The sequence below is a fragment of the Dactylococcopsis salina PCC 8305 genome (assembly GCF_000317615.1).
In the GTDB taxonomy this organism is placed as follows: domain Bacteria; phylum Cyanobacteriota; class Cyanobacteriia; order Cyanobacteriales; family Rubidibacteraceae; genus Halothece; species Halothece salina.
This window is the reverse complement of the sequence record NC_019780.1, coordinates 1218797-1236142: the sequence shown is the minus strand read 5'-3', so window position 1 is coordinate 1236142 and position 17346 is coordinate 1218797. Positions and strand designations below refer to the sequence as shown.

Sequence of the window (17346 nt, the reverse complement as noted above, 5' to 3'; positions counted from 1 at the left end):
TTGACTATATCAATACTTCCCTACTTATTGTCCCTACTCGACTGCCAGCTTTTACTCAGTAAAGATCGAACAACCACCTTTCTGTTTTTTATAAACTTTTTGAGAGGTTTGTTCAGTTCTTTGTTTTGTTTGATTATTTTTCTGGCGTTTCTGTCTTTTGGTATCTTTAGCAGTTTTCTTATGGTGACAATGACGATGGAGTAATTGTAAATTCTTGTAGTCATCTTTACCCCCCTCAACTTTGGGGATGATGTGGTCAACTTCTTCTACATCTCCATCTTTGAAATAAAGTCCACAATGAGCACATTTACCTTTTTGCATCTGCATTAGGTTTGCTACCCGTGTTTTAACGCCCGGATATTCACCCCGACGTACACTCCAATACCGCCAATCTCCATCGTAAGGAGATCTCGTACCCTCGACTTGCACATGATATTCAATCGGTTTCCATGCGTGCTTGCGTAATTCATGCTTGCCCGCAACAGAAGAATTTGGCTCGTTAGAGGGAGTCGAGAAAACCCATTTATCATCTCTATCCTCTCCATTTTGCTTTTTCTCCTTTGTCCGATGAAAGTACTTTTCTTCACACCACTTAAGGCTTTTATTAGGGTGACGGTGTTGTATCCAGCGTCGCAACTTTTGATAGATTAAATTATCCATGTCTTTGAACGATTCTTTAGAAGAGATTGCTTTGTGATATTCACACCACCCAATGATGATTGGGTTTAGTCTTCCTATGATTGCCTCTACGGACTTACCTTTCATAGAATCTAATACCTTTACAATCTTTTCATACTGATTTTGGAAGTTCTTCTTGCTGGGTTTGACTATTGTTTTGAATCCAAGTAATTTACCATTGGTATTTTTCCCCGAATGGTGTTTTCCGACTTGATACTGCCGTATATTCCATCCGAGAAAGTCAAACCCTGCCTTTTCTCCTTCAGAGTCATACAGGGTATGGCAAATTCTTGTCTTGCTCTCACTTAGTTCTAAGCCTAAATCATGTAACCACTGTTCAATTAGCGTTTTCGCTTGTTGGACGATGGATTTATCCTCATGAAATACAACGAAATCATCTGCATACCTGACGAGGGTGATACTTTGTCGTCTGTTAATTTTACCTAATGGACGACCGTTCTCGTTTTTATATCCCTTCCAAGTCTCAGCCCATTGTTTTATGTATTCCTCAAGTCCATGCAGGGCTATGTTTGCCAAAAGTGGACTGATTACCCCTCCTTGCGGTGTCCCTTCCTCTGTAGGCATCCAATCACCTCTATCCAAGACCCCCGACTTCAACCAGGCTCGAATTTGTCGAGCAATAGTCGGAGTTGTATTTAATTTTTGTAAGAGAACGTCGTGATTAATGCGGTCAAAACACTTTGAAATATCAGCATCTAAAACCCATTTAGGCTTTTTATTGATACTGGAATGAATTTGCTTACACGCATCATGACAAGAACGTCCCGGTCTGAATCCATATGAGTTTGGCTCGAATTTAGCTTCCCACTCCGGCTCCATAGCCAGTTTGAGAAGTGCTTGCCTTGCTCTATCTTCCATAACAGGAATTCCCAAACCGCGTTTTTCACTTTTGCCTGGTTTCGGAATATATACTCGTCTTAGGGCTTTACCCTTCCCTGTAAGAGTTAGGTTTTCAGCAAGGTTTAACCGTTGTGTGGGGTTTAGGCTTTTAACTCCATCTACCCCCGCGGTATTTTTGCCTTGGTTATCCTGCGATATTCTCCGTACTGCTAGGAGTCGACCATTCCGGGACCGCAACAATAATCTTTGGAGTTTGTGAACTTTAGCCACATCACCACTTTGAGAAGCTCGATAAATCCGTTTTTGGAGCTTAAACACACTAACTTCTACCTTTTCCCAATCGATTTCGCTCCATTTTGAATTCTCCATTAGAAGAAACCCGAAGCTCAACCAACACATCAGGAAGGTTTTCATTTGTGCATTATATTTATACTTCTGAGAGTTCATAACTTTTTACCCTACTTCATTTCATTATCTTTGTAATCGAAAGTGGCTACGTCTGCGTATCCTCCTTGTTAAAGAAGGCATTTGCTTTTTAGCCAATCCTGCCCTCGCCTAACCTGACAAATGAGTCAGATATTACATCCCGACAGACTACTTGAGATATCGACCAACCCCAAGAGTATAGACGAGGGTTACTTCGTTCCTAATTTCCATTGTTCGAGACCTTAGCCCCCTATTATTCACCGGGTAAATTTGGAGATGTGATATAAGACAAGCAAACCTTATATCCTCTTACCTTGATCATATTTCGATCCCCGCGATTCAGCCCTTTTGCGCGGAAGGGAATTACGATGATTCAATCATAGGTTCGTTATCTAGGCATAGCCTCTTGCTAGAGGTATCGTTCTTAAAGGACTTCAGAAGATTGACCTCATTTAACCCTGCTTTATCCTCAAATAGTCAATTCTATAGATAAGGGTTACGCTGTTCTCTCACATCCTGAGAAAGATGGACTTGATGTTCGGGTTTCCCTACCTTCATTGTTCGGTACTTTCCACCTACCTTTCTTTACATTTCGTAATACTCGGAGGTATCTCACCAACATGGAAATTAAGTTGTCAAGGTTCTGTACCCCGAAGGGTTCCAACCGAGCCTTAGCTTATACTCCGCAGTTCGGGGGAACTACAGCGATTTCACTAAGAACGAATCGCACTCCTTGTTTTCCCACGTACAATAATACCGCCAGTAATGGGATTAAACTAATGAGCGTAAACAGTCCTGCAATTAGGGTGAGGACGTTATTTTTTAGACGACGGAGAGAAGGATTCATTATTCTAAAATTACGCTTTAATCTCTTTCTAATATCAAGTTTGCTCAATCAATGATAAAAAGTAGCTTGGGTGAAGCGAAACGAAACCCAACATCTATTTGTTATTTGTTATTTGTTATTCGTTATTCGTTAGACGAGTAGGTTGGGTAGAGACGTTCCTGTTACTGAGCGGCTCGACTGAGCCTCGCGGCTCGACTGAGCGTTCGACTGAGCGTTCGACTGAGCGTTCGACTGAGCTCACGCCGAAGTCTCACGCCGAAGTCTCGCCGAACGTCCGAACTCTTGTCGAAGTATGGCACGTCTCCACGCGAAACCCAACACCAATTATAAGGAATTACCTGAACTTGATATAAAAAACTTGATCAGTGATTATGTCGCCGAGTTGATGATTTTTGTTATAATCGTCCTGCTAAGGGTAACTAAGTTACAAAATTGGTTCGCTGCACAAAATCAATTTTACGTCAAGACCCTGTTACAAAATTTAAAATTAACGCTCCAAAATTGGTTTAAACTGATCTCGAAAAACTTGACAAGATTTTAGAAACACAAACGAAGCAATGAGGATTTCAATGGCATAAATTGAGTTAAAGACAGACCATCCCGTGGGATTATTGTTTTGCTTATCATACCTGAAAAGGCGTAATCTCGTCAATATTTTGCGACTTTGAAAAATGGTTAAGAAACGTAAAGAAGGCGGTTTAATAGAAAAATCTAATAGCTTTGTGTAAAAAGATTAGTCTCGCTAATGTTAGCGCCCGATGTAAAGATATTCCCCATGTCGGAAAGTTTCTACATGATGGGTGTTGGGTTTCGTCTTCTCCACCCAACCTACATGGTTGTCTTTTGTGATTCAGTCAGAGAGTAGTTTTCCCAATGACTAATTTGTGTTGGGTTTCGTAAACTACACCCAACCTACTCTTTAGTACCGAGGTTTTGAAGCATTATTTCTGCCACCAGATTAACGGCTAGAGTGACAATTAATAACACTAAACCCGCATACATCAACGCTGACACCTGCATTCCTTGCGCTTCTGCAAATTGATTCGCTAACAATGACGCGATCGTGCTGGCGGGTGCAAATAGAGACAACTGTAGCTGATTGGCATTGCCGATGACCATTGTCACCGCCATCGTTTCCCCTAAAGCGCGACCCAACGCTAAAATCACCGCGCCAATGATGCCAGAAGAGGCAGTGGGTAAGACGATGAAAGTAATAGCTTCCCAACGAGTGACTCCTAACGCCATCACCGCTTCTCGTAATTCCGAAGGAACGGTCTTGAGACTACTCCGAGAAATTGCGGTAATGATGGGAAGAATCATAATCGCAAGGATCACTCCTGCAGGTAATAATCCAGGTCCGAGAGGAGGTGTAGAAAACAAGGGAAATTCTCCCCAATGTTCGTTTAACCAGAGACTAGGGGGTTGGAGAAAAGGAATCAGAACGAAGATTCCCCAGAAACCATAAACGACACTGGGAATAGCGGCTAATAACTCAATGAGAAAGACCAAAAGATTTTCTAGGGGAGAGGGCAGAAATTTCTCACTGAGGAAAATTGCTGTGGTGACACCTAAAGGAATCGCTAACAAAAGTGCGATCGAACTGCTGGCGATTGTCCCATACAACATCGGTAAAATCCCATAGGTTTCGCGTCCAGAAACAGGATTCCATTCCGTATTCAGTAGAAACCCTAACCCATACTTTTGAATCGCCTCTGTTGCATCTTCGGTTAGCGTCCAAACCAGTCCCAACATTAATACAATCACTGTCAGGGTAGCAAGGAAACTAATTCCCCGAAAACTCGCCTCGATCGTCCTTTCTTGGGGAGAATGGGAAGTTAATTTGGTCATCTTGTTCCAATGGTTTCCACTGCGGCTTTTGCTTTCGTGACAACCGCATCAGACAGCGGAACATAGCCTAATGACTCACTATCATTTTGTCCGTCTGTTAATGCCCAAAGCATTACTTCTCTGAGTGCTTTTGCTTTGCGGGGGTCATCATAGTTTTTATAGGCAAGCAACCAACTATAAGTCACAATGGGATAGGCTTCTTCTCCTTGTGGATCACTGACAAATGCTCTTAAATTGTCAGGTAAGGTGAGATTATCTAAAGCCTTTGCCGTTGCGTCTAAACTCGGTGGAATGTAATTCCCAGCGCGGTTTTCTAAGGCAGCGGTCGATAATCCTAGCTGTTGGGCGAAACTATACTCAACATAACCGATCGTCCCCCGTGCTTGTTTAATTTGAGCGCTTACTCCTGCATTTGATTTGATTCCCACTCCCGCCGTCCAAGAGACACTTAATCCTGATCCGACTTTGGTTTCCCATTCGGAACTAATCGCACTGAGATGTTTGGTAAAAACCGCCGTTGTACCACTCCCGTCCGATCGATGGACAACAGTAATCGGTAGATTCGGTAAGTTTAAATCTGGATTCAAGCCAGTAATTTTAGGGTCATTCCAACGCTGAATCTTGCCTAAAAAGATATCAGTATAAGCCTCTCGTGAGAGTTTTAAGTTTTCAATGCCAGGTAAGTTATAAGCAATGGCAACACTACCAGAAGTCATGGGAACTAAAACAACGCCTCGATCGACCTTCCTCATTTGTTCATCGGTCATAGCAATATCACTCCCCCCGAAATCAACGGTTTCCGAAATCATCTGTTGAATCCCAGCCGCACTGCCAATGGGTTGATAATTAATTTGAACATCTTTGTGAGTTTGACTGTACTCTTGAAACCAACGCTGGTATAAAAAAAGAGGAAAGGTTGCCCCAGCGCCATTGAGAAAAACAGGAGATTGCGCCTCGATCGGACTAATTAACTGTAACTGTAGAAAAATAATCCCTAACGCAGTTGCAACCGCGAAACTCAACCAGCGATAAACTTTAGGGAAACGGGGAAATAAGCGTAGAAAATTCATTTTACTTCTCGGTTATTCGTTTACTGATCACGATGATTTAAGTAGTTCCCCCAAAATTGGGGGCTAGGGGGCTAAACTTCTGTAATTTCCCCCAAAATTGGGGGGCTAGGGGGCTAAACTTCTGTAATTTCCCCCAAAATTGGGGGGCTAGGGGGCTAACTTCCTTTAATTTCCCCCAAAATTGGGGGCTAGGGGGCTAACTTCCTTTAATTTTCCCCAGAATTGGGGGTTAGGGGGCTAAACTTCTGTAATTTCCCCCAAAATTGGGGGTTAGGGGGCTAAACTTTCTAATTGAGGATTACGATTAATCACGACAAAGAGACTGACCAAGACGTTGTTCACAAAACGCTTTTTCCGAAGCCGTCAACTCCTCCCATTCAATATCCCGACGCATCACCATCCCATTATGACCCGCAAGAAAACGAGGAAGCTGTTCATATTCAATTAAATCTAGAGTTTGGATATCATAGGTCGCATAAGTGGTTTTTTCGGGAGAATCGAAGTCAATATCAAGGACAGTAATCGCTTTTTTCGGAGGAAGATCACTATCAATCAACGGACGAGGACCTGATCCTAAAATTCCCATGTGCAATAACTGTAAGTTTCCCCGATGTCCTGGATAATAAGCATGGTGATGACCACTAATATAAGTGTGAACATCATATTTTTCTAACATTGCTCGCAACATCTCAGCATTGTTCATCACTTCTCCAGATTGATTTCGTCCCACAGCAACCGCATATAATGGCAAATGTCCCAGCAAAATTCTGAGTTTTGCATTTTGCGCTTCGGGAGACGCTAAAGCCTTTTCTACCCAAGCGAGTTTTTCAGGGGGAATGTAACTCGAAGACCCATCCCAAGCCAAGAAAAAGATATCATCCTGTTTGAAAGTATAGTAAAACGGAAAATCCGATCGATCGATAAACTTTAAACTCGGATCATGTCGAGGATTTTTCCAGTATTCTCTGGCTAAGTCTCTTTCCTGTTGAAACAAAAACCCGCCATTGACATTCCTCGCACTAGACGCATCATGGTTGCCAATCGTAAACCCATAAGGAAGATTCGCCTCTCGCAACGGACGCGCCACATGATCATCAAAGGCTTCCCACATCGCCCTAATTTGCGGTTTGGTTAAAGTCGGACTTTGTCCCGCCACCATATCCCCACTACAAACCACCATATCTGGCTGCCAAAACGGAATTAAAGCCATCCCTTTATCAACCGTAGGAGGATAATCCGTTGAACCATAAACCGTATTGAGGTCACTAATTACAACCAGTCGCACATCATGGCGCGGTGGATCATAAACCTTTCCTGCTTTTTCTAAAATTTGAGTCGTTTCTGGAGGAAGATTCGCCAGTTTTTCCCCATCCACGCTTCCCGCATTAGCGGTAACACTGACAAAAATTGTCGCCAGCAATAGCACAAAAAAACGCACCGCAGACATAAGAATTCCTCATAAACACAGTTTTAATATCTCACAGGTGTTATATAGAAACAAGACTCTTTAATAAAGTAGGGTGGGCAATGCCCACTTTAATAAAGTAGGGTGGGCAATGCCCACCCTACTGGAAAGTTGTATGGAACGCCCTGCGGTGCAACGAGGAATTAAAGTTTGTGGATTTGATTCCTAATTCTAGAAAGCAATATATTAGCTCCAAATTACTTCTAAATCGAGAACAAAGCCCTGTAGAATATCTTCTCCGCTTAGAGATTTTGGAGTTTGTATAATTTCGACAGTTTGCCCTTGACGATAAACTTCTACCTTTCTAGCTTTCGGCTCAATGAGCCATCCTAATTTTACCCCATTGTCTAAATACTCCTGCATTTTTTCTTGTAAGTTTTTATAGCGCTGATTTTTCAGATCGCTAGGACTCACCAATTCAACCACAAATTCTGGAGAAAGGGGAGGAAAACTATCTTGTTCTTTTGGGGTTAGCGTATTCCACTTCTCTGAACTTACCCAAGCTGCATCTGGAGAGCGTCTCGCCCCATTGGGAAGTATAAATTGGGTTGATGAATCAAAACTCTTCCCAGTCTTGCTTTTCATTACCCAATTGTATAGTTGCGCTGAAATACTGGCATTTTTCCAACCTGCTGTTCCCCCAGTTGGTGGCATAACAATTAATTCCCCTTGCGCCGTCAGTTCCATGCGGACATCTGTGTTGTTTTCTGTAAGTTCATCGAACTGTTTTGGCGTTATCTTAAATCCTTTAGGAATAATGATGGCAGTCATAATTACATCAAACTTGCACACATCAGCAATCATAGACGGTTGGAATCAATCCCCAATCTCATGCACGACTGGTTCCATAATTGTGTTTTAATTATAAACTAAACTCAGAAAACATTAACTCTTTTTTTGCAATGTCTTTAAATTATCCTAAAACGGAAACAGTTAAACAAATTGATGACTATCATGGCGTAAAAGTTAAAGACCACTATCGTTGGTTAGAAAATCCTGATTCCCCTGAAACTAAGGCATGGGTTGAAGCACAAAATGAGGTGACATTTGGTTTTCTAGAACAAATTTCTGAACGGGAAACTATTAGAAAACGCCTCACGGACTTATGGGATTATGAAAAGTATGGGATTCCTATTAAAAGAGGAGAACGTTATTTTTATTTCAAAAACGATGGTCTGCAAAATCAAAGTGTTCTCTACACCTTAGAAGACTTAAATGATGAACCCAAAGTGCTACTTGATCCCAATCAATTTTCCGAAGATGGGACGATCGCCCTCTCAGGAATTGCGATTAGTGATAATGGTCAATTTGTCGCTTATGGTATCTCAAAATCAGGATCAGATTGGCAAGAATGGCAGGTTAAAAATGTAGAGACGGGAGAAGATTTTTCTGATCATTTACAATGGATTAAATTTTCAAGTGCAACTTGGACAAAAGATAATGAAGGCTTTTTTTATAGTCGCTATGATGCACCGCCAGAAGGAAAACAATTAGAGGAAGCAAACTATTATCAAAAATTATATTATCATCGTCTGGGAACAGAACAAACTGAAGATATTTTAATCTATGAACGTCCTGATCAAAAGGAATGGATGTTTGATGCTGATGTCACAGAAGATGGACGTTATTTAATTATTTCTGTCAGTAAAGGAACTGATCCGAAAAATTTAGTTTTCTATCAGGATTTAGAAGATGAAAATGCGACAATTAAAGAACTAATTTCTGACTTTATTGGTAACTTTAGTTTTGTTGAATATGAAGGATCGCTGTTTTGGTTTCGCACCGATTATAATGCACCCAAAGGACGATTAATTGGCATTGATATTAATCAGCCTGAACCCGAAAATTGGCAAGAAATTGTACCCGAAAATGAGAAGACTTTAGAAGGAATTAGTGTCTTAAATCATCAGTTTATTTTAGATTACTTACAAGACGCGCGATCGAAGCTACAAATTCATCATTTAAACGGTGATTATATCAAAGATATTGAACTCCCCGCCATTGGATCAGTAGGAGGATTTAACGGTAAACGCGAGGATACTGAAACCTTTTATGCCTTCACCAGTTTTACCACACCAACCACCATTTATCGCTACAACCTCGAAACGGGAGAAAGTACCCTTTTCCGTCAACCGACTGTTAGTTTCAATCCAGAAAACTACGAAACGCGCCAAGTCTTTTACCGTAGCAAAGACGGCACACAAATTCCCATGTTTATTACCCATAAAAAAGGACTATTTCTTGATGGGAATAATCCCACCCTACTTTATGCTTACGGCGGCTTTAATATCTCTCTCACCCCCAGTTTTTCCGTCAGTCGTTTAGTCTGGATGGAAATGGGAGGAGTTTACGCTGTTCCCAACTTACGCGGTGGGGGAGAATATGGAGAAGAATGGCATCAAGCGGGAACAAAATTAAACAAACAAAACGTTTTTGATGACTTTATTTCCGCCGCCGAATGGTTAATTGAAAATCGTTATACTTCCTCACAAAAACTGGCTATTTCCGGGGGAAGTAATGGCGGGTTATTAGTGGGCGCTTGTATGACGCAACGTCCAGACTTATTTGGGGCTGCGTTACCTGCGGTGGGAGTGCTTGATATGCTTCGTTTCCATAAGTTTACCATTGGTTGGGCGTGGTGTTCCGATTATGGTTCACCAGATAATCCAGAAGAGTTTGAGGCACTATATGCTTATTCTCCCCTGCATAATCTCAAAGCTGGTACAGTATATCCTTCAACGTTAATTACTACCGCAGATCACGATGATCGAGTCGTTCCCGCTCATAGTTTCAAATTTGCTGCTGCTTTACAAGCCGCACATGGGGGAGACAATCCCGTTTTAATCCGCATTGAAACCAAAGCTGGGCATGGCACTGGAAAACCCACCAGTAAACGCATTGAAGAAGTTACGGATCAATTAGGGTTTTTAACCGCCGTTTTATCCTAGGTCTTCTTTTCCCCCCTTAATAAGGGGGGATAGGGGGGATCAATCTATATTTGTTCGATGATTTGGCTTTTTCCTCCTGCCCATTTTAAAAAGGGTTTTGCTTCCTGTGCTTGCATTGAACAAATATAATATTAATGATGAAGCTCAAAAGCTGCGCCTGTGGGACTGATTTTTAAAACTTTTACGATCGCGGCTATTCCAAGTTTTTCCCATGCGGCTTGCATTTCTTGAGCAACGATCGACGCATCACCAACACTGGTAATCGCCAACAAAGTCGGACCCGCGCCACTAATCGCAACCCCATGAGCGCCCGCGCTAATCGCAGCCGTTTCTACTTCCGTATAACCCGAAATCAGTTGTTGACGGTAGGGTTGGTGTAATTGATCTCGCATTCCAATGCGTAACCAATCACAACGTCCAGTTTCGATCGCGCGCAACAGTAAGCCTAAATGTGCGGCATTAAAAATCGCCACATCACGAGAAAACTGTGAGGGAAGCACCGATCGAGCCGCTGCTGTGGAAAGTTCAAAATCAGGAATCGCCACCACTGGAATCAACTCCGACCACCAGGGAATATCACAAATTTTCCACTGTTGATTGTTCGCAACCGCTAACCGACAACCACCGAGAAAAGCAGGAATCACATTATCGGGATGTCCTTCTAGGGCGATCGCCTTTTGTAATAAATCATCCTCCTCCATCGGACTTCCCGCCAAAGCATTCGCCGCCACTAATCCGCCAACGATCGCTGTCGCCGAACTTCCTAACCCTCGTGACAGGGGAACACCCAACTCAATCTCAATTTTTACTGGCGGTGGAGTCTGTCCAAACCCTTCATAAAAACTGGCAAAAGCACGATAAATCAAATTCTCAGCATCGGTACTCACTCTCGCCGCTTCCTCTCCCTTAACCAGAATCTCCACAGGAGGATCAGACGCATTCTTGAGTGTAAACCGAAACCGATTATGGAGCGTTAAAGCCACTCCCAAACAATCAAACCCCGGTCCGAGATTCGCTGTGGTTGCTGGAACTTGTACTGTCACCTGAGAAAACGCCATAATTTTTCCTATTGAGCCAACCAGAAACTATTAATTTAGCACTGTTCAAGTAAAATTTTGTCTAGCGCGAGAAATTTTTTTGCATTAATGTAATAGTTAGAAATTTGTTGCTATTTCACCAATCACCATGAGCGAAGCTGATACCCCCAAATTTTCCGATTCTTCCCTCGATGACCATGATAGTTTTCTTGTTGATGACTCGATCGATGAGTTACTTTCCTCCCTTGATGACTCTCCCCCAGAAAACAATGAAACCGAAATCAATCCTCAAGCATCTTCCCCAGAAGAAGAAACCGAACCCCTCCAAGAACAAAATCACCAACTCTTACATCGCAACGCTCAACTCCAAAGAGAATTAGAAGCCACTCAAGCTCAATTAGAACAACAGCAATGGCGCTTAAAACAAGCAGAAGACTTAAACGCTCAACAAAATGATGAACTCAACGCCGCCTATGAACAGAATTTGAGTTTATCTCAAGAACTCAAAAGTTGTCGAACCAAAATCCAACATCAAGAAGATAAAATTTCACAGATGAGCCAGCAGCTAACAGTATCTCAACAGCGAGTGGCTCAACTAGAAAGAGAATGCGCTCTCATCCAAAAACAATTCCAAGAACAATCCTACAAACTCTCTCAAGCGGAAAAACAATCCAGAGAACTCTCCTTCCGTTTACAACAACAACGCCGTCATACCTGGCAGTTTAAATCTGCATTAAATAAATGTCTAGAAAATAACCCACAAATGAAGGAGGAAGCATTCACTCCCACTCCCTCGACACCCTCACAACCCATTCCCTCATGGTCGAGTCAAAATCAGAAAATGTCTCCTCCAAAAGAAGACGCAACTGCTATGGATACCTCTCCCACCGAGGAACAGACTTCTATTTCAGAAAACATACAGGAGGAAGACTGGTTAGAGATTCAGGAACAAGAGTTAGACAATATCGAGATGGGAATCTCACTTCCCGACTGGAAAGGAAACCAACCCGCGCCAATGGTGACAAACCATCGTAAAAAACGTAAATCTTATGCGTCTGTAGAGTTACCTAACTTCATTCGTTAGCTAGTTTCTGTCATCCGAGCGGTGCGAAAGTAACTTAAAATCAGTTAAACTAACCGCAAAGAGGCGATTATTTTTCGTCCACTTAATTTTGTTCTACAACTAAACTATAACCATGAGCGCAACCGCACTTCTTACTGATAGTCTCGCTAATTTTCTCAATATCTATCTACTACTAATTTTTGTTCGGATTTTGTTAAGCTGGTTTCAAACGGCAGGCTGGGCGCAACAAGCAATGTCGTTCCTCAGCCCCGTTACTGATCCTTATCTCAACATTTTTCGCTCTTTTATTCCCCCATTAGGTGGAATTGATTTGTCTCCGATTCTGGCAATTTTTAGCCTACAAATTATTTCTGGTTTATTGACCAGTGTTGCTTAGTAGCGCACTCTCGGACTAACACTGCTGGAAAATCCAGAGGCTTTAAATTGTTCCAGTTGTAAAGGCGTTGGTTGATTCGCCGGTACACTAATTCTCAGGCTGAAATCACTAACGCCAGGAGGCACTTCTGAAATTGAACCGACACGAGTCCGATTTTGTAAAACGGGATTGCCATTCGCATCATAAATCCGTCCGTAAACGTCAGCGTCATAAATCATTTTTCCAGAAGGGTTTTTCGCTTGACCAGTCACAAGAAAGCAACTGGCGTTTCTAGAACTACCACTGAGTAAACCTCCTTCATATTCTTCGGGACAGTCTTGGTAGGAAAGATTTGAGAGTTTGATTCGGGTGAGCGCTTCCGCTTCAGGAGAGAAGAACATCCCGAAGCAAAGCAGGGAAAACGTAATAATGATCAATCGTGGAAATGTCATGGTTCTTTGATGAAATATTAAAAGTCTCTAAGGTCTGTTGTTAGCTTATCGTATTACGCTCGATCGAAAACGAGTTTTAAAATTCCGTAAAAATTCTTATAAATTGTAACAAAATATACAGAAATCAAATCTATAATTGTAAATTGAAGATCAATCTACTTCTAAACGTCGTTTGTGATCAAGGAGACAATATGAAATTAACCTATCGTGGTATCCAGTACGAACCCGAAACCAATCCTCTAGAAACAACAGAAGGAGAAATCGGCGGAAAATATAGAGGACAATTTTGGCGTTACCAGTATCCACGACACATTCCTCAATTACAACCCAAACTCGGATTACAATATCGAGGAGTTTACTATAGCAAACGTCCTGTAGTACAGTCTCATCACCCTTCCCAAATGTCCATTCCTGCTATTGCTCCAGAAGCAAAGTTACCCACTCCTCCCCACTTTGCCACTCAAACCTCAGAAACCGAAGCAGAACAAGCTCATATTGAAAGTATGCGACGCAACTTAGAACGTCGTCTTTCTGTCGCGAGAAAAAACGGGAATAATCAGTTAGTCTCCATGTTGGAAAAAGAATATCAAGAATTAGCGGCTAGAAATTAAACCAACCCCTTACAGAAACGTAGGTTGGGTAGAGACGTTCCATGGAACGTCTCCACGCGAAACCCAACACCCATCAGTTACAAGCAGAAGTCTTCTAGAGAAAATTTGTACAATGTAGTATTGGAGAGAAATTTCCCCCCGAACCTGATCCCACCCTTCGATAATGAGGGAAAGAAAGAGAACACCTCAAGGATTACATCTGTATGTAGTTAACGAGAATTAGGAGAAACTGTTGAGTCATCAATCGGCATTATTAGGAAAAAGTTTAGAAGAATTAACCCATTGGGTGCAAGAACAAGGACAACCCGCATATCGCGGCAAACAACTCCATCAATGGTTATACCAAAAAGGAGCGCGATCGATGCCTGAAATCACAGTTTTTCCCAAAAGCTGGCGAGAAACCCTGCAAGACCAACCCATTGGGCGCTCTACCATTGCTCATCGTAGCATCGCACCAGACGAAACCCGTAAATACTTACTCCGTCTCGAAGATGGGGAACTCATCGAAACCGTTGGCATCCCCACTGCCAAACGGCTTACCGTTTGTGTTTCCTCCCAAGTGGGATGTCCCATGAATTGTGACTTTTGCGCCACTGGAAAAGGCGGTTTTACCCGTAACCTCAACACCCACGAAATCGTAGATCAAGTTTTAACCGTCGCTGAAGACTTCCAAGCCAGAGTCAGTCATGTCGTCTTCATGGGAATGGGTGAACCCCTCCTCAACTTAAAACCAGTCGTGAACGCCGTCAAATCTTTAAACCAAGACATTGGTATTGGACAACGCTGTCTCACCGTCTCTACCGTTGGTATTCCCAAACAAATCCCCAAACTTGCCGCCGCCAAACTACAAATCACCCTCGCCATCAGTCTCCATGCGTCCAACCAAACCTTACGAGAGAAACTAATCCCCAGTGGCGGCGGTTATCCCTTGTCGCAACTGATCAGCGACTGTCGAAACTATGTCCAACAAACGGGTCGTCGGGTGTCTTTTGAATATATCCTCTTAGCTGGCGTTAACGACACTCCCGAACACGCTGTCGAGTTGGCGCAACTGTTACGAGGCTTTCAAGCTCATGTTAATCTTATTCCCTATAATCCGATTAGCGAAGTAGATTATCAACGTCCGAGCAAAGAACGGATCAATAACTTTCAATCTGCACTAGAAGACGCTAACATTGCTGTGAGCATCCGTTACTCTCGCGGTTTAGAAGCAGATGCGGCTTGTGGACAATTACGGGCGCAAAATCAATGACCACTTGGACAAAGCGACATATTCTTTCTTTAGAAACCTTTACCCCTGAAGAATACGAGACACTTTTAGAAACCGCCGATCAATTTCGAGAAGTGTTATCCCGTCGCACGAAGAAAGTTCCAGCGTTACAAGGACAAGTGGTTGCTAATTTATTTTTTGAGCCTTCCACTCGCACTCGCAGCAGTTTTGAACTTGCTTCCAAACGTTTGTCAGCAGATACCCTCAATTTTACAGGGAGTTCTTCTTCTTTAACCAAAGGGGAAACCATCCTCGACACCGCAAAAACCTATGTGGCGATGGGTGCAAACATTATGGTGATCCGTCATCGCCAAGCAGGTGTTCCTCATACGATCGCAGCGGAAATGGATAGACTGGAAGCAAATGTTAGCGTTTTTAATGCGGGGGATGGACAACATGAACATCCTTCCCAAGGACTGTTAGATTTATTTACTCTGTATCAGTTGCTTGCTCCTGCTTCCCCCCATCAATTTCTTCAGGGAAAGAAAATTGCGCTCGTCGGAGACATTCTCCATTCTCGTGTAGCGCGATCAAACTTATACAGTCTAACCACAATGGGCGCAACGGTTCATTTAGCCGCGCCACCCACCTTATTACCCAAGACATTTCAGGCCTTTTTAAACGAGTCGTTTTCCAAGCAATTAGTTTGTCATTGGGAAATCGAACCCGCGCTGAAGGATGCCGATTTTATTATGACCTTACGGTTACAAAAAGAGCGCATGACTGACCATTTATTGCCCAGTTTACGGGAATATCATCAATATTTTGGCATTACTCGCCACCGCGCTCTTTTAGCTCAAGATAACGTTAAAATTCTCCATCCTGGCCCCGTTAATCGCGGCGTGGAAATTAGTTCTGATCTCATGGATGATCCAGAATTTAGTTTAATCTCCCAACAAGTGACCAGTGGGGTGGCGGTGCGGATGGCGTTATTATATTTAATCGGCACCAGTAGATAAAAAGTAGGTTGGGTAGAGACGTTCCATGGAACGTCTCTACGCGAAACCCAACACCAATTCTCAGCAATTACCTGAACCTGATCTAATACCATTTTGGAAAAGTCAGTAGTCAGTAGGGTTTGCCTTGCCCACCCTACAAGATGTAGTAACTGCTTAATCTTCCTCAGCGGTTTGTTCGATCGAGCAATTCCCCAGAGATAGGCATTTAAAGTGTTTTTTTAATTTTCTACCTCAGGAGAATTGTTCCACACAACGAGCAAACATTTCTACTCCCATTCCTAAAGCGGTTTCATCAAAATCAAAACGGGGATGATGATGGGGATAATTGAGTCCTAATTCTGTATTCGCTGCCCCCAGAAAGAAGTAACATCCAGGCACTTCCTCTAGGAAGAACGCCATGTCTTCGCTGCCCATGGTTTGGCATTCGGGAACAACTCCTGTGGGAGTTTCAACGACGGTATTGGCGACGGAACGCACTAAGTCGGTGATGCGGGAATCATTGATGACAGGGGGATACATCCGCCAATATTTGAGGTCATAGCTACCGCCGTGACTTTCACAAATTCCTGCGATGATGGCTTCGACTCGCTTTTTAATTGCCCCTTCTAGGGCGGGGTTAAAATAGCGCACTGTTCCCGAAAGATAGGCATTGTCGGCGATGACATTCATTGCCGAACCTGCTTTTAATTCGCCAACGGTGACAACAGCAGCATCAGTGGGATCAATGTTACGAGCGACAATGGTTTGTAAGGCGTTGACAATTTGAGCGCTGAGAACAACCGCGTCAATGGTTTGATGGGGCATTGCGCCATGTCCCCCTTTGCCTTGAATCTGACATTGGAAGAGTTCCACCGCTGCCATTAAAGCGCCGTCTTTTACGCCGATCGTGCCGAGGGGAAGATTGTTCCAGAGATGTAAACCAATAATTGCATCAACGTCAGGGTTTTTCAAAACCCCCGCTTCAATCATGGGTTTTGCCCCACCTGGCCCTTCTTCGGCAGGCTGAAAGATAATTTTAACCGTTCCTGTGATTTCCTGCCGATGTTGCCAGAGATAGTAAGCAGTTCCGAGGGCGATCGCTGTGTGTCCATCATGTCCGCAAGCGTGCATGATGCCATCATGTTGGGAACGATAGGGGACATTGTTTTCTTCTTGCACGGGGAGAGCATCCATATCCGCACGGATGGCGAGAACTTTTCCAGGTGTTCCTCCTTCGATGATTGCGACAACGCCAGTTTCAGCAATGGCGGTTTGGTGCGGGATTCCCCAGGCTTGTAGTTGACGGATGACAAACTCTGAGGTGAGTTTTTCGCGGAAGGCTAGTTCTGGCTGTTGATGAAACCCCCGTCGCCATTGCACAAGATCGGATTGCAGGGTTTGGATTTCGGGACGGATTTTTGAACGGTTGATGGGTTTGGTGGGAGATACAGTCATC

The 17346-nt window shown here is 43.1% G+C and carries 15 protein-coding genes; 6 read left to right on the top strand and 9 right to left on the bottom strand.

Going from position 1 to position 17346, the window contains the following annotated elements; all coding sequences use genetic code 11:
* Window positions 1–51: 51 nt before the first annotated feature.
* From ltrA to DACSA_RS06165, 6 genes are all read right to left on the bottom strand, one after another.
* Window positions 52–1986 carry a group II intron reverse transcriptase/maturase gene (gene ltrA, locus DACSA_RS06190; protein WP_015228929.1) on the bottom strand — a complete coding sequence of 645 codons (1935 nt, stop codon included), beginning with the start codon at window positions 1984–1986 and terminating at the stop codon, window positions 52–54.
* A gap of 655 nt (window positions 1987–2641) precedes the next feature.
* Window positions 2642–2812, bottom strand: a complete 171-nt coding sequence (locus DACSA_RS20365; protein ID WP_015228928.1) for a hypothetical protein — start codon at window positions 2810–2812, stop codon at window positions 2642–2644.
* A 912-nt stretch (window positions 2813–3724) separates the two neighbouring features.
* Window positions 3725–4660, bottom strand: coding sequence for a phosphate ABC transporter permease subunit PstC (pstC, locus tag DACSA_RS06180; protein ID WP_015228927.1), 936 nt, complete (start codon window positions 4658–4660; stop codon window positions 3725–3727).
* Window positions 4657–5730 (bottom strand): phosphate ABC transporter substrate-binding protein PstS, encoded by a 1074-nt coding sequence (gene pstS, locus DACSA_RS06175; protein WP_015228926.1) that lies wholly within the window; start codon window positions 5728–5730, stop codon window positions 4657–4659. The genes pstC and pstS overlap by 4 nt, the downstream gene beginning before the upstream one ends.
* A gap of 304 nt (window positions 5731–6034) precedes the next feature.
* A complete protein-coding gene (locus DACSA_RS06170; protein WP_015228925.1) occupies window positions 6035–7177 on the bottom strand; it encodes a metallophosphoesterase family protein in 1143 nt (380 codons plus the stop codon).
* Window positions 7178–7381: 204 nt separating this feature from the next.
* Entirely contained in the window at window positions 7382–7966 is a 585-nt protein-coding gene (locus tag DACSA_RS06165; protein WP_041235720.1) for a Uma2 family endonuclease, read from the bottom strand.
* 131 nt (window positions 7967–8097) lie between these two features.
* Here DACSA_RS06165 and DACSA_RS06160 point away from each other — a divergent pair, with 131 nt between their 5' ends.
* The gene (locus tag DACSA_RS06160; protein ID WP_015228923.1) at window positions 8098–10143 is read left to right on the top strand and encodes a prolyl oligopeptidase family serine peptidase; all 2046 of its coding nucleotides are present in this window, start codon (window positions 8098–8100) and stop codon (window positions 10141–10143) included.
* A gap of 131 nt (window positions 10144–10274) precedes the next feature.
* On the opposite strand, the gene thrB is transcribed toward DACSA_RS06160, so the two are convergent.
* Complete coding sequence (thrB, locus tag DACSA_RS06155) at window positions 10275–11201, bottom strand: homoserine kinase (protein WP_015228922.1); 927 nt, start codon at window positions 11199–11201, stop codon at window positions 10275–10277.
* A 127-nt stretch (window positions 11202–11328) separates the two neighbouring features.
* Between thrB and DACSA_RS18210 the strand changes: the two genes are divergently transcribed.
* Both DACSA_RS18210 and DACSA_RS06145 read left to right on the top strand, forming a co-directional pair.
* Window positions 11329–12264 carry a hypothetical protein gene (locus DACSA_RS18210; RefSeq protein ID WP_015228921.1) on the top strand — a complete coding sequence of 312 codons (936 nt, stop codon included), beginning with the start codon at window positions 11329–11331 and terminating at the stop codon, window positions 12262–12264.
* Between the two features lie 112 nt (window positions 12265–12376).
* Entirely contained in the window at window positions 12377–12640 is a 264-nt protein-coding gene (locus DACSA_RS06145) for a YggT family protein (protein WP_015228920.1), read from the top strand.
* On the opposite strand, the gene DACSA_RS06140 is transcribed toward DACSA_RS06145, so the two are convergent.
* On the bottom strand, window positions 12637–13071 hold the full coding sequence (locus DACSA_RS06140) for a hypothetical protein (RefSeq protein WP_015228919.1): 435 nt from the start codon (window positions 13069–13071) through the stop codon (window positions 12637–12639). The genes DACSA_RS06145 and DACSA_RS06140 overlap by 4 nt on opposite strands.
* Window positions 13072–13262: 191 nt before the next feature.
* Here DACSA_RS06140 and pirA point away from each other — a divergent pair, with 191 nt between their 5' ends.
* The 3 genes from pirA to DACSA_RS06125 all read left to right on the top strand — a co-directional run bounded on the left by pirA (window position 13263) and on the right by DACSA_RS06125 (window position 15911).
* A complete protein-coding gene (pirA, locus tag DACSA_RS06135; protein WP_015228918.1) occupies window positions 13263–13682 on the top strand; it encodes an arginine synthesis PII-interacting regulator PirA in 420 nt (139 codons plus the stop codon).
* A gap of 232 nt (window positions 13683–13914) precedes the next feature.
* Complete coding sequence (gene rlmN, locus DACSA_RS06130) at window positions 13915–14934, top strand: 23S rRNA (adenine(2503)-C(2))-methyltransferase RlmN (RefSeq protein WP_015228917.1); 1020 nt, start codon at window positions 13915–13917, stop codon at window positions 14932–14934.
* Window positions 14931–15911: an aspartate carbamoyltransferase catalytic subunit gene (locus tag DACSA_RS06125; protein WP_015228916.1), complete on the top strand. Its 981-nt coding sequence runs from the start codon at window positions 14931–14933 to the stop codon at window positions 15909–15911. Before rlmN ends, DACSA_RS06125 begins: the two co-directional genes overlap by 4 nt.
* A gap of 231 nt (window positions 15912–16142) precedes the next feature.
* Here the strand turns inward: DACSA_RS06125 and DACSA_RS06120 are convergent, their stop codons facing one another.
* Entirely contained in the window at window positions 16143–17345 is a 1203-nt protein-coding gene (locus DACSA_RS06120) for a M20 metallopeptidase family protein (RefSeq protein WP_015228915.1), read from the bottom strand.
* Window position 17346 lies beyond the last annotated feature (1 nt).